Origin of the sequence: Sulfitobacter sp. BSw21498, from assembly GCF_006064855.1 — a bacterium.
Taxonomy (GTDB): Bacteria; Pseudomonadota; Alphaproteobacteria; order Rhodobacterales; family Rhodobacteraceae; genus Sulfitobacter.
Map to the genome: position 1 here is coordinate 37,459 of NZ_CP040753.1, position 12,661 is coordinate 50,119.

Annotated in this window: 11 protein-coding genes and 1 tRNA gene; 9 read left to right on the forward strand and 3 right to left on the reverse strand. The window is 56.9% G+C overall.

The window, feature by feature from the left end:
- Positions 1-130 precede the first annotated feature (130 nt).
- The 4 genes from E5180_RS00270 (at position 131) to E5180_RS00285 (ending at position 3,831) form a co-directional block, all read left to right on the forward strand.
- The gene (locus E5180_RS00270; protein ID WP_138922637.1) at positions 131-865 is read left to right on the forward strand and encodes a TVP38/TMEM64 family protein; all 735 of its coding nucleotides are present in this window, start codon (positions 131-133) and stop codon (positions 863-865) included.
- A complete protein-coding gene (locus tag E5180_RS00275; RefSeq protein ID WP_138922638.1) occupies positions 862-2,280 on the forward strand; it encodes a dihydrolipoyl dehydrogenase family protein in 1,419 nt (472 codons plus the stop codon). The genes E5180_RS00270 and E5180_RS00275 overlap by 4 nt, the downstream gene beginning before the upstream one ends.
- An 11-nt stretch (positions 2,281-2,291) precedes the next feature.
- Entirely contained in the window at positions 2,292-3,686 is a 1,395-nt protein-coding gene (locus E5180_RS00280; RefSeq protein ID WP_138922639.1) for a sensor histidine kinase, read from the forward strand.
- Between the two features lie 68 nt (positions 3,687-3,754).
- Positions 3,755-3,831, forward strand: a tRNA-Arg gene (locus E5180_RS00285).
- Between the two features lie 208 nt (positions 3,832-4,039).
- On the opposite strand, the gene E5180_RS00290 is transcribed toward E5180_RS00285, so the two are convergent.
- The 3 genes from E5180_RS00290 to E5180_RS00300 all read right to left on the reverse strand — a co-directional run bounded on the left by E5180_RS00290 (position 4,040) and on the right by E5180_RS00300 (position 7,405).
- Positions 4,040-5,287 carry a saccharopine dehydrogenase family protein gene (locus E5180_RS00290; protein ID WP_138922640.1) on the reverse strand — a complete coding sequence of 416 codons (1,248 nt, stop codon included), beginning with the start codon at positions 5,285-5,287 and terminating at the stop codon, positions 4,040-4,042.
- A 30-nt stretch (positions 5,288-5,317) separates the two neighbouring features.
- Positions 5,318-6,412 carry a carboxynorspermidine decarboxylase gene (locus tag E5180_RS00295; RefSeq protein ID WP_138922641.1) on the reverse strand — a complete coding sequence of 365 codons (1,095 nt, stop codon included), beginning with the start codon at positions 6,410-6,412 and terminating at the stop codon, positions 5,318-5,320.
- Between the two features lie 132 nt (positions 6,413-6,544).
- Positions 6,545-7,405 (reverse strand): MurR/RpiR family transcriptional regulator, encoded by an 861-nt coding sequence (locus tag E5180_RS00300; protein ID WP_138922642.1) that lies wholly within the window; start codon positions 7,403-7,405, stop codon positions 6,545-6,547.
- 114 nt (positions 7,406-7,519) lie between these two features.
- Between E5180_RS00300 and E5180_RS00305 the strand changes: the two genes are divergently transcribed.
- From E5180_RS00305 to E5180_RS00325, 5 genes are all read left to right on the forward strand, one after another.
- Positions 7,520-8,287, forward strand: coding sequence for an N-formylglutamate amidohydrolase (locus tag E5180_RS00305; protein ID WP_138922643.1), 768 nt, complete (start codon positions 7,520-7,522; stop codon positions 8,285-8,287).
- The gene (locus E5180_RS00310) at positions 8,284-8,805 is read left to right on the forward strand and encodes a TRAP transporter small permease subunit (protein WP_138922644.1); all 522 of its coding nucleotides are present in this window, start codon (positions 8,284-8,286) and stop codon (positions 8,803-8,805) included. The genes E5180_RS00305 and E5180_RS00310 overlap by 4 nt, the downstream gene beginning before the upstream one ends.
- On the forward strand, positions 8,795-10,120 hold the full coding sequence (locus tag E5180_RS00315) for a TRAP transporter large permease (RefSeq protein WP_138922645.1): 1,326 nt from the start codon (positions 8,795-8,797) through the stop codon (positions 10,118-10,120). Before E5180_RS00310 ends, E5180_RS00315 begins: the two co-directional genes overlap by 11 nt.
- Positions 10,121-10,187: 67 nt before the next feature.
- The gene (locus tag E5180_RS00320) at positions 10,188-11,225 is read left to right on the forward strand and encodes a TRAP transporter substrate-binding protein (protein ID WP_138922646.1); all 1,038 of its coding nucleotides are present in this window, start codon (positions 10,188-10,190) and stop codon (positions 11,223-11,225) included.
- A gap of 73 nt (positions 11,226-11,298) precedes the next feature.
- Positions 11,299-12,660 (forward strand): glutamine synthetase family protein, encoded by a 1,362-nt coding sequence (locus E5180_RS00325; RefSeq protein ID WP_138922647.1) that lies wholly within the window; start codon positions 11,299-11,301, stop codon positions 12,658-12,660.
- The last annotated feature ends 1 nt before the right edge of the window (position 12,661 follow it).

Below are 12,661 nucleotides of genomic sequence, written 5' to 3' on the forward strand. Positions count from 1 at the left end.
TGGGAATTGCCGTGACATGGTCATAAAAGCCGGCTTCACATCAACCACCCGTGAGCACCCTATCTGACTGGCAATATTTGACCCATCTAATAGGGAGCAGCTTATAATGTTTTGAAAGTGACCCGACAATATGCCCGCACAAGCCTCTGAAAAACCTTCATGGTTTCGCTACCTACCTTTTGTAGGCATCGTGGCGGTCGCAGTGTTCGGATTCTTTGCCCTGCGCGACTATCTCTCTTTCGAGACGTTGCGCGACAATCGCGAGGCGCTGATCGCATTTCGCGACTCGCACTATGGGCTTACGGTTCTCGTTTTTCTGGGCATTTATATTGCGATTGTCGGGTTCTCTCTTCCGGGGGCTAGCATCGCAACGATCACCGGCGGTTTTCTTTTTGGGACAGTGTTCGGGGTTCTGGTTAATGTGACCGGCGCGACATTGGGAGCTGTTGTGATCTTCCTTGCCGCGCGCATGGGGCTGGGGGCGACATTAAAGGCGCGAATGGACGCATCTGACGGGCTGGTGCGCAAGATCAAGGCGGGTATCGACGACAACCAATGGTCGATGCTGTTCTTTTTGAGGCTGGTCCCTGTGGTGCCGTTCTTCGTGGCGAATCTTATTCCTGCATTCCTCGGCGTGCCGATCCATCGCTTTGTAATTTCTACGTTTTTGGGTATTATCCCAGGCTCGCTAGTGTTCACCTCGATCGGGGCAGGGCTGGGGGCGGTGTTTGCACAGGGTGCAACGCCGGACTTTGGTATTATCTTTGAACCCCATATTCTACTTCCTATTCTAGGGCTTTGCGCTTTGTCGGTGCTGCCCGTCGTGTTGAAAGCTGTCACCGGCAAAAAGGAACTTTTGAAATGAATCGCATTAAGACCGACCTATTGATCATCGGCGCAGGCTCTGGTGGACTGTCCGTCGCGGCGGGGGCCTCGCAAATGGGGGCCGACGTTGTCCTGCTCGAAGGGCATAAGATGGGCGGCGACTGTCTGAACTTTGGCTGCGTGCCGTCAAAGGCGTTGATCGCCACGGGCAAGGCAGCATATGGCCAGCAAAATAGTGCGCAATTTGGCGTGACCAACGCGAGCGGCGAGGTCGATTATGCCGCGGCCAAGGACCATGTGGCAGATGTGATCGCGCAGATCGCGCCAGTTGACAGCCAAGAGCGGTTCGAAGGCTTTGGCGTTAAGGTCATCCGTGAATACGGGCGTTTCATTTCGGATGATGAGGTGCAGGCCGGTGATACGATCATCAAAGCGCGACGCATCGTCGTTGCGACGGGGTCTTCGCCACTAGTACCACCAATTCCGGGCTTGGACAAAACGCCGTATGAAACGAACGAGACGCTGTTCAATTTGCGCGAAAAGCCCGATCATCTGCTGATCATCGGTGGCGGTCCCATCGGCATGGAGATGGCGCAGGCGCATATTCGCATGGGTGTTAAAGTCACCGTGATCGAAGGCGACAAAGCTCTGTCCAAGGATGATCCGGAACTCGCGGCGATCGTGTTGCAAACCCTTAAGGATGAGGGCGTAGAGATTGCCGAGGGCGCACAGGCCGCCGAAATCCGGGGCGACATCGGCGCGATCGAGGTCGAAGCCAAGGACGGGCGCGTTTTCAAAGGGTCGCATCTTTTGGTCGCTGTTGGCCGCAAAGCGAACACGGATCGGCTCGACCTGGATAAAGCAGGCATCGAGCCAATCAAAAACGGGATCAAGGTGGACGATTCCCTGCGCACCACCAATCGCAAGGTCTATGCGATTGGCGACGTTGCCGGTGGGATGCAGTTTACGCATGTTGCTGGCTACCACGGGGGGGTCGTGATCCGCTCGCTAATGTTCGCGCTGCCGGCCAAGGCGAAAACGGCGCATATCCCTTGGGCCACTTACACTGATCCTGAATTGTCGCAGGTCGGCCTGAGCGAGGCGCAAGCCAAGGAAAAGCACGGCGACAAGCTTGAGGTCGTCCGGTTTCACTATAACCACAACGACCGCGCTATTGCTGAACGCAAAACCAAGGGGCTGATCAAGGTCATGGTGGTCAAGGGGCGTCCCGTGGGCGCAAGCATTGTGGGCTACCAAGCAGGGGAGTTGATCAACCTATGGGCTTTGGCGCTGGCAAATAACATGAAAATGAGCCAGATTGCCTCTATGGTTGCACCTTACCCTACCATCGGCGAAATCAACAAACGTGCGGCAGGGGCATATTTCAGCCCGCGGCTGTTCGAAAGCGATTTGGTCAAGACTGTCGTTCGGTTGGTGCAGCGGTTCATCCCATAAAGCGCGCATTAATGCTGAAATCTCTCTCTGGCCGGCTTCTTATTCTGACCACCATCTTTGTGATGCTGGCTGAAGTGTTGATCTTTGTGCCTTCTATCGCGCGGTTTCGCGAAGAATACATGATGAACCGGCTGGAGCGGGCGCAAATCGCATCGCTCACCGTGCTGGCTAGCGATATGATCGACCCCGAGCTCGAGGCAGAATTGCTGCGTACTGCGCAGGTTTTTAACGTGGTGCTGCGGCGGGACCGGATTCGCCAATTAGCGCTGTCATCCCCGATGTCACAGACGATTAAAGAGACTTACGATCTGCGCGACGCCTCTGCCTGGGTGCTGATTCGCGACGCCTTTCGCCAGTTGGCGGAACCAGAGCCGGGGGTGATCCGGGTGATCGGTGCCCCTGTGCAAGATGCAGGCTTGCTGATCGAAATCACGATGGAGGCAGCGTCTCTGCGTACTGCCATGATCGACTATGGCATCCGGATTCTCGTTCTGTCGGCGGCGATCTCTATGATGACTGCCTTTTTGCTGTTCTTGACGATGCGGGCTTTCCTTCTAAAGCCGATCAAGGGCGTGGTGGGGCACATGCAGAATTACGCGCTCGCCCCCGAAGACGCGCGGCGGATCATTACACCCTCTGCCGGCGTCACAGAGGTGCGCGAGGCCGAGGAAGCGTTGATGAAGCTGGAAACCGAATTGACCCAAGCCCTGCGGCAAAAGGAACGTTTGGCGCAGCTGGGTCAGGCGGTCAGCAAGATCAGCCATGATCTACGCAATATTCTCACATCAGCGCAGCTGTTTACGGATCGCATCGAAATGTCCGAGGATCCGACGGTCAAACGTATGGCTCCCAAGCTTGTTAGCTCCATCACCCGCGCCGTGCATCTATGCGAATCCACATTGGCATTCGGGCGCGCTGAAGAACCAAGCCCGACGCTGACAGTGACGCCGCTTCTGCGTATTGTAGATGATGTCGTTGATAGCGAACGGTTGGCTGTTAACGGGGCGGATCTGACATTCACCTGTGACGTGCCGCCTGATCTGCATGTGCGTGCCGACCCAGAGCATTTGTTCAGGGTTCTTGCGAACCTCGTGCGCAATGCACGTCAGGCAATAATCGGCACCGGGCAGCAGGGCGAAATTCTGATCACCGCAAGGGACGAAGTTAGCGATTGGATCATCCGCATCAGTGACAACGGCCCGGGGTTGCCTCCTAAGGCGCGTGAACATCTGTTTACAGCATTCAAAGGCGGTGCACGCAAAGGCGGATCGGGTCTGGGGCTCGCCATCGCGGCAGAGCTGGTGCGCGGTCACGGCGGCACGTTGGAGCTGTCAGAGACGGGCGGCTCGGGCACCGTGTTTACCCTGACATTGCCCAAGGGCGATGGCTCTTTCAAATTTGTTTAAAGAAAATTCGCGTTCGGCAAAAGAAGGGGTTGCAAACCCCCGCGGCCAGAACTAAACCCCGCCTTAACGGACCGATAGCTCAGCTGGATAGAGTACCTGACTACGAATCAGGGGGTCGGGGGTTCGAATCCTCCTCGGTCCGCCACTTTCAAATATCACTAAATTTTGAGATTGGCGGGGACACAAGGTTGAACTTGTGCCGTCAATTAATACACCCCAGTCGCATTTTGCGTGCTGGGATTTTTTTCGTTTAAATAATTGATCTCATGCGGATTTATCGCCTTGCGAGGCGGGATGACCCGCACTGTGCCTATGGCACGCGCGGGTCATTATTCTAAGTGCCTTACTTCGGCTCAGGCGATGGCTTCGTCCCAGCCTGTGTCTTGATCGGCCAGCTTTACACGCGTGGGCAGGCCAATGGTGTCGAGCAGGGCAAACAGCGGTTTGGGGTCCAGTTCTTCGACGTTAACCATCGTGCCGGTGTCATAGGTGCCATCCGCAATCAGCATCGCCATCGCCACGGGCGGGACGCCGGCAGTATAAGAAATGCCCTGACTGCCGACCTCATTAAACGCGTCTTTGTGATCGGCGACGTTGTAGACGAACACCTCTACATCTTTGCCGTCCTTGGTGCCTTTGACCAAGTCGCCGATACAGGTCTTGCCGGTATAGTTCGGCGCGAGGGTCGACGGGTCGGGCAGCACGGCTTTGACGACCTTCAGTGGCACGACCTCAAGCCCTTCGGCGGTGACCACGGGCTGTTCGGACAATAGGCCAAGGTTTTGCAGCACGGTGAAGACATTGATGTAGTGATCGCCAAAGCCCATCCAGAAGCGCACGTCTGCCTGCGGGTAATTCGCAGCGAGCGAATGCACCTCGTCGTGGCCAGACATGTAGGCCTTTTGTTTTCCGACGACGGGTAAGTCCCATTCGCGTCCGACCTCGAACATCTTGTTCTCTTGCCACGCGCCTTCCTGCCAGCTGTAGACCGTGCCGGTGAACTCGCGAAAGTTGATCTCGGGGTCGAAGTTGGTCGAGAAATACTTGCCATGATTGCCTGCGTTAATGTCGACGATGTCGATGGATTTTACGTCGTCCATGAACTCGTCCACGGCGAAACGGGCAAATGCATTAACCATACCAGGATCAAAGCCCGCGCCCAGAATTGCGGTGGTGTTGGCCTTGGCGCAATCCTCGCGGCGCTTCCATTCATAGTTTCCGTACCAAGGCGGCGTTTCGCAAATCTTGGTCGGGTCTTCGTGAATGGCCGTGTCGATATAGGCGACGCCGGTGCGAATGCAGGCTTCAAGCACGGTCATGTTCACAAAGGGCGAACCGACATTGATCACGATCTGCACGCCAAGCTTGTTGATCAGCGCCTCTACCGCGTCGCTATCCATACCATCAACCGCATGGGCATCAAAAACGCCGTCCTGTTTCATCGCGCTTTTGGCATGCACGCTTTCAATAATCGCTTCGCATTTTGAAACTGTGCGGCTGGCGATATGCAGGTCACCCAACACGTCATTATTTTGCGCGCATTTATGCGCCACGACCTGCGCGACGCCACCGGCACCGATGATAAGAACATTGCGTTTCATGTATTCATTACACCTCTTGTAAGGAAAGGGTTAGGAGAGGGCGGATTTGAAATCCTCATAGTCGAATGACCGGACCGATGTGATCGTTCCATCAAGTTCACGAATGGCGATGCCGGGCATCTTGACGCCGTTGAACCAGTTCTTCTTGACCATAGTATAGCCCGCAGCGTCCTGAAACGAAATGCGGTCACCGGGTTTTAACGGGACGTCGAATTTGAACTCGCCGAAAATATCGCCCGCAAGGCAGGATTTGCCGCAGATCATCCAGTCGTGGGCACCGGTGTTCGGGGCCACCTTGGCGGGCTCGCGGTAGATCAATAGATCCAGCATATGCGCCTCGATAGAGCTGTCGACGATGGCAAGGTTCTTGCCGTTATGCAGGGTATCAAGCACGGTCGTCTCTAACGTCGCAGCGCCGGTGATCGCGGCCTCTCCGGGTTCAAGGTAGACCTGAACGCCATAGGTGTCGGACAGGGTTTTCAGTCGCGCGGCCAGACGGTCCAACGGGTAGCCTTCGCCGGTGAAATGGATGCCGCCGCCAAGGCTGATCCAGTCCATCCGGTGGATCGTGTCGCCAAAGCGGTCTTCGATCAACGTCAGCATATCCGCGAACCGGTCGAAGTCGCCATTCTCGCAATTGTTGTGAAACATCAGACCCGTAATGCGGTCGGACACAGCGGCGATCTGCGCCGGATCATGTTCGCCCAAACGGCTGAAGGGGCGGGCGGGATCGGCCAGATCGAACTCGGATGTCGACACACCGGGGTTCACCCGCAGCCCGCGGGTATGGCCTGACGATGCGGCATCAAAACGGTCCAGCTGCCCGATGGAGTTGAAGATGATCTTGTCGCTGTTGGCCAGAACCTCGGCGATTTCATCATCGGCGTAGGCGACCGAATAAGCGTGTGTTTCGCCGCCGAATTTCTCGAAGCCCAGCTTGACCTCATAAAGCGACGAAGACGTGGACCCGTCCATATATTGCGCCATGAAATCAAAGACTGACCATGTGGCAAAACATTTCAGCGCCAGCAGGGATTTAGCGCCCGAAGCCTCGCGCAGCCAGGCGATTTTTTCCATGTTGGTCTGAAGACGGGCTTTGTCGATCAGATAATACGGGGTCTTCATGGCAAAATCCTTTGCTAGAGTGCGCAGACGCGGTGCGCGTTCCGATTAGGGGATGTTGCCGTCCAACGCAAACTCTGATGTGTCGCGCGACTATCACGAAAGGACCGTGATCGGCCCTACTTCAGCGCCAGATCAATTGCTGCGGAAGATACGGGATTCGCCAATCATCTGTTCAAGCGCTGCAATCCGCTCTGCGCTTTGGTCAGAGCTGCGCGATTGCACATCGGCGACCAGCGCTTCGATCAAAAAGTTGATCGCCAGCGTTGAATCCCAGCTCGACGGGACCTCTACCATGGCGCGGAAACAGTGGCGGGCGTGTTTTTCGATGGGCGATCCCCATGCGTCTGTGAACAGCACGATGGTCGCCCCCTGCTTCACCGCGAGATCCGCCAGCTTTTCGAGCTCTTTCTCGTAGCGGCGGATGTCGAACACGATCAGCACCGCGCCTGCGTCCATATCGAGCAAGGATTGCGGCCATGCACTGGGGGAAGAATCAAGCAGCGTAACCTGCGGTCGAATGATCTGCAGGTGATTGAAAAAATAATGCGCGTTGGACCGCGTGATGCGTCCACCCAAGAGGAAAAGCCGGTGCGAGGGATCAGAGAGCAGCGCAGCAACCTCGTCAAACTCGGCCAGATCAAGCCGTTCCAGTGTACGGTTCACATTGCCTGACACAGCCTGAATAAAGCGTGACACCATGTGATCGCTGCTGTCGCTGGGGGTCTCGAGCTTGGCCAGTGGTTTTTTCATCCGTGCGCCGATTTCACCGCGGATGGCGTCTTGCATATCAGAGTACCCGTCGAACCCAAGCTTGCGTGCAAGCCTAACGATCGTTGGCGATGATACCTCGGCCAACTCAGCGAGACGGTTGATAGATTGCAGCCCCGTAAGCAGCTGGTCGTCCAGTAAAACGGCCGACAGTTTTCGTTCTGCCGCCGTCAGCTCGGCCTGCTTTTCTTTCAGCAGGTCGCGGACCAGTACTTTTTTATGCAAGTCATGTTCCTTTCGGTACAGCGCGTGGAGGCGTGAAGCAAAGATTACAGAAAAAATCTTGACAGGCTAGAAAATTCTGTAGTGATTGTGAGGCAACAAATTGACAGGGTCACCGTGACTGACACCGATTGGAATGCCGTAAACATCGTAAACCCGCAGGGGCAGGGGGGCTGGTTGCTGGTGTGTGAACACGCCTCGCGCCGGATCCCTGATGCGTTGGGCGGGTTGGGGCTGTCATCTGCGGCGGGCGGGTCGCATGCGGCTTGGGACATCGGCGCGCTAGACGTGGCCTATGGGCTGTCGGATGCGCTGGACGCGCCTTTGGTCGCGGGCGATATTTCGCGGCTGGTCTATGATTGCAACCGCCCGCTAACAGCCCCCGACTGCATTCCGGCGCGCAGCGAAGTCTATGATATCCCCGGTAATGCGGGGCTGGATGATGCTGGCCGGCAGCAGCGCTATGTTCAGGTGCATACGCCGTTCCATGATGCGGTCACCGAGGTGCGCACCAGTTGGCAGCCGACCCAAGCAGCACCAGTGTTGGTCACGATCCACAGTTTTACGCCGGTCTATAACGGCGCGACCCGCGCCGTCGAACTGGGGTTTCTATACCACACTCAACCTGCCGCGGCGCAGGCGTTGCTGGCGGTCGAACAGGCGCGCGGGCGCTATGCCTCAGCGCTGAACGAACCCTATGCAGCGACAGACGGCGTGACCTATACTCTGGAAAAACATGGCGAAACGCAGGGTCTTCCGGCCGTGATGATCGAGATCCGCAATGATCTGATTGATACGCCAGAAAAGGCGCAGGCCATGGCAGGGCATCTGGCCGAGAGCCTGACCCGAGCCTTTCCCGTCCCCGACAGCGAGGCCACCAAATGAACGCGATGCGCAGATACATTCGGGTAGTGGACGGCTTTAACTATGGCCTTGGCCGGATCATGATGTACGGGATTTTCGTCCTGATGGGGATCCTGCTGTGGTCGTCGTATAACAAAACCTTTGCATCGCCACAGCTTTGGACGCTGGAAATGGCGCAGTTTGTGATGGTGGGGTATTACATCCTTGGCGGGCCCTATGCGCTGCAGATGGGCGCGAATGTGCGGATGGATCTGTTCTATGCCGAGCTGACCCCGCGCAAAAAGGCGTGGACCGATTGCATCACTGTATTGTTCCTGCTGGTCTATCTGGTGATCCTGCTGTGGGGCGGTATCGAATCCACGATGTATTCCTTTAAATACGGGGGCGAGCGCAGCCCGACCGCGTGGCGGCCCTATATGTGGCCGGTCAAAGTGACCATGTGCATCGGCATCACCTTAATGCTGCTTCAAGCTGTCTCTGAACTGTTCAAGGACATCCTTTTCCTCAAATCCGCAGAGGACACACGCGATGCCCTATGAGCTGATCGCCATTCTAATGTTTTCGACCATGATGCTGATGTTGCTGACGGGGCAGCGTGTGTTCGGGGCGATCGGCTTTGTCGCGGTGATGGCCGCCCTATTTTTGTGGGGCGACCGGGGTGGCTATGACATCGGGTTTTCTGCCGCGATCAAGCTGATGCGCTGGTACCCGTTGCTGACCCTGCCGATGTTTATCTTCATGGGATATGTGCTGTCGGAAAGTAAAATTGCCGACGATCTATATAAAATGTTTCACGTGTGGATGGGCGGATTGCGTGGCGGGCTGGCCATCGGGACGATCGGGCTGATGGTGTTGATTTCCGCCATGAACGGCCTGTCGGTGGCGGGCATGGCGATCGGTGCAACAATTGCGCTGCCCGAGCTGTTGAAGCGAAACTATGACAAGTTGATGGTGACCGGGGTCATTCAGGCAGGGTCGAGCCTTGGCATCCTCGTGCCGCCCTCGGTCGTGCTGGTGCTGTATGCGATGATCGCGCGACAGCCCGTGGGTCAGCTGTGGCTGGCGGGCGCGATTCCGGGGCTGATGATGGCCACGATGTTCATCATCTATATTGCCATCCGCTGCCGGATGAACCCTGAGCTGGGGCCGGCGCTATCTGCCGAGGAACGCGATGTGGGCTGGCCTGAAAAGCTGCGTCTGCTGCGTGCGGGCCTGCTGCCTGTGGTGATCTTTGCCGTGATGATGGTGCCGTTTGTGAATGGATGGACCTCGCTCGTCGAAAGCTCTGCCATTGGGGCTATCGCCGCCTTTGTTGCGGCTGTGCTGAAAGGGCGGATGACGCGCACCGTCTTTGAAAACTCGGTGCGCCAGACCCTTGCGATCACCTGTATGTTCATGTGGATCATCCTCGCGGCCTTGGCTTTTGGCGCGGTGTTTGACGGGCTGGGGGCGGTCAAAGCAATTGAAAGCCTGTTTACCGAACAATGGGGCCTGAACCCTTGGGTGATTTTGATCCTCATGCAGCTGTCGTTTCTGGTTATGGGGACGTTTCTGGATGACACGGCCATGCTGGTGATTGTGGCCCCGCTCTATGTGCCGTTGGTTGGCGCACTCGGTTTTGATCTGGTGTGGTATGGTGTGCTTTATACGATCACTTGCCAGATCGCCTATATGACGCCGCCCTTCGGCTATAACCTGTTTCTGATGCGCGCCATGGCCCCGCCAGAGATCACGATTCGCGACATTTACCGGTCGATCATTCCTTTTGTCGGCGTGATGGTACTGGCGCTCGCGGTCGTCATGATCTTTCCGCAGATCGCGCTTTGGCTGCCGAACTATGTCTACGCGAAATAAGCATTACCAACCAAGTGGTCAGAGCAACTGGCCCGTTTCAACCCAACCCCAACAAGGAGTATGAGACATGACAACGAGACGTAAGTTCCTGAAAGGTGCCGCCATTGCCGGCCCTGCGACCCTTGCCGCCCCGTCGATCCTGCACGCCCAAGAGCCGATCCGCTGGCGTTTCCAGACCTATGCGGGGTCTGCGCTCGGGGAAGAGGTGACCAAACCCGCCATCGACGCGATCAACGCCGCGGCACAAGGCGAGCTTGAGATCGAATTGTTCTATGCGGACCAGATCGTCCCCACGGGCGAGCTTTTCCAAGCATTGCAACGCGGTACCATCGACGGCGTGCATTCGGATGACGACTCCATGGCGTCGCCGACACCTGTGCGGTCTTTCGGCGGGTATTTCCCGTTGGCCACGAAACACGCGCTCGACGTGCCGGTGCTATTCAATCAATACGGTCTGGCAGACATCTGGCGCGAGGAATACGCCAAGGTCGGCGTGCATTGGCTATCCGCGGCGGGGCAGGACCCTTGTAACTTCAACACCGTCAAGCCGATCAAATCGCTGGCCGATATGGACGGGCTCAAGCTTTATACCTTCCCGACAGCGGGCCGCTTTTTATCGCAATTTGGTGTCGTGCCGGTCAACATCCCGTACGAAGACGCCGAAGTCGCGGTTCAGACAGGCGAGCTGGACGGCATGGCGTGGTCAGGCATCACCGAAGACTACACCGTGGGCTGGGCTGATGTGACCAACTACTTCTGTACCAATAACATCTCTGGTGCGTGGATCGGGTCGTTCTTTGTCAACGCCGAAAAATGGGCAGAGTTGCCAGATCACCTCAAGCAGATCGTGAACTCCGCAATCGAGGCCAGCCACACCTATCGCAACCAGTGGTACTGGGGCGGCGAGGCCCGCTTGCGCGCGTCCGGTGAAAAGCTGGAACTGACATCCGTGCCGCAAGAAGAATGGAAAGTGGTCGAGGAAGCCGCCGTGAAATTCTGGGACGAGATGGCGGAAGAAGGCGAAACAGCTGCCAAAATCGTGCAGATTTTCCGCGACTATAACAACGTCATCTCGAAAGCGGGCCCGCCCTATATTTTCGGCTGAGCCTAGTTTGACATCATGAACATCGGGGCGGCGCATCTGTGCCGCCCCCTCACATCAAAAGGGACGTTTGCAGATGGGCAACCTTACTTTCGACACGCTCAAGGACCTGGCCGCTAAGGGCGAGGTGGACACCGTGCTGGTGGCACTGGTGGACATGCAGGGCCGCCTCATGGGCAAGCGTTTTCACGTCATGAATTTTATCGACCATTCCCACGCGGAAACACACTGCTGCAACTATCTGCTGGCGACCGATCTGGTGATGTCCACGCCCGAGGGCTTTGCCTCGACCAGCTGGGAAACCGGCTATGGCGATTATGTGCTGCGCCCCGATCTGTCGACCATGCGCCATGTGCCGTGGCTGGACAAAACCGTGCTGGTGCTTGGCGATGTGCTGGATCACCACACCCATGAACCCGTGCCCCATTCGCCGCGCGCCATGCTGCAAAAGCAGATCGCCCGTCTGGATGCGATGGGCTTTGACGCGATGATGGCGACCGAGCTTGAGTTCTTTTTGTTCGAAGGCGACTACCGCACCCTGCAAAAAGAGAAATACGCCAACCTCGTGCCGCTGAACGGTCACAACGAAGACTACTGCCTGTTCCAGACCACCAAGGAGGAAAGCTTCCTGCAGCCGCTGCGCAACAATCTGGTGGGCGCTGGCATCCCGATTGAATGTACCAAGGGCGAGGCCGAAGTCGGCCAGCAAGAGCTGAACATCCGCTACGCCGACGCGCTGGCCTGTGCCGATCACCACACAATCTCCAAGCAGGCCGTGAAAGAGATCGCCTATCAGCAGGGGTTCTCTGCGTCCTTCCTGCCCAAGTGGTCGGCGGATAAGGTCGGCTCGTCCAGCCATGTGCATATGTCGCTTTGGAAAGACGGCGCACCGGCGTTCTATGACAAGGAGGCCAAGCTGGGGATGTCGCAAATGATGCAGCATTTCATGGCGGGACTGATCGCCTACGCCCCTGATATCACATATTTCTTCGCCCCGTACATCAACAGCTACAAGCGTTTTGCCAAAGGCACCTTTGCCCCGACCAAGACCGTCTGGTCCGTTGATAATCGCACCGCGGGGTTCCGTCTGTGTGGCGATGGCACCAAGGGTATTCGCGTCGAATGTCGCATCGGTGGCTCTGATCTGAACCCCTATCTGGCGCAGGCTGTGCTGTTGGCGGCGGGCCTCAAGGGCATTGAGGAAAAGCTGCCCTTGCAAGAGCCGACAAAAGGCGACGCCTATGAGGATTCTAACGTCACTGAAATCCCCCGCACCCTGCGCGCCGCGACCCAAACACTGCGCAACTCTGCCATGCTGCGCGAGGCCCTTGGCGACGACGTGGTTGACCACTACACCCGCGCAGCCGAATGGGAGCAGGAGGAATACGACAAGGTCGTGACCGACTGGGAAATCAACCGCGGATTTGAGCGAGCATAAA

What these genes read in the sequence shown, in the direction of transcription:
- E5180_RS00270 (WP_138922637.1), top strand. Translation starts at nt 131, where the DNA reads ATGCCCGCACAAGCCTCTGAAAAACCTTCATGGTTTCGCTACCTACCT.
- E5180_RS00275 (WP_138922638.1), top strand. Translation starts at nt 862, where the DNA reads ATGAATCGCATTAAGACCGACCTATTGATCATCGGCGCAGGCTCTGGT.
- E5180_RS00280 (WP_138922639.1), top strand. Translation starts at nt 2,292, where the DNA reads ATGCTGAAATCTCTCTCTGGCCGGCTTCTTATTCTGACCACCATCTTT.
- E5180_RS00290 (WP_138922640.1), bottom strand. Translation starts at nt 5,287, where the DNA reads ATGAAACGCAATGTTCTTATCATCGGTGCCGGTGGCGTCGCGCAGGTC.
- E5180_RS00295 (WP_138922641.1), bottom strand. Translation starts at nt 6,412, where the DNA reads ATGAAGACCCCGTATTATCTGATCGACAAAGCCCGTCTTCAGACCAAC.
- E5180_RS00310 (WP_138922644.1), top strand. Translation starts at nt 8,284, where the DNA reads ATGAACGCGATGCGCAGATACATTCGGGTAGTGGACGGCTTTAACTAT.
- E5180_RS00315 (WP_138922645.1), top strand. Translation starts at nt 8,795, where the DNA reads ATGCCCTATGAGCTGATCGCCATTCTAATGTTTTCGACCATGATGCTG.
- E5180_RS00320 (WP_138922646.1), top strand. Translation starts at nt 10,188, where the DNA reads ATGACAACGAGACGTAAGTTCCTGAAAGGTGCCGCCATTGCCGGCCCT.
- E5180_RS00325 (WP_138922647.1), top strand. Translation starts at nt 11,299, where the DNA reads ATGGGCAACCTTACTTTCGACACGCTCAAGGACCTGGCCGCTAAGGGC.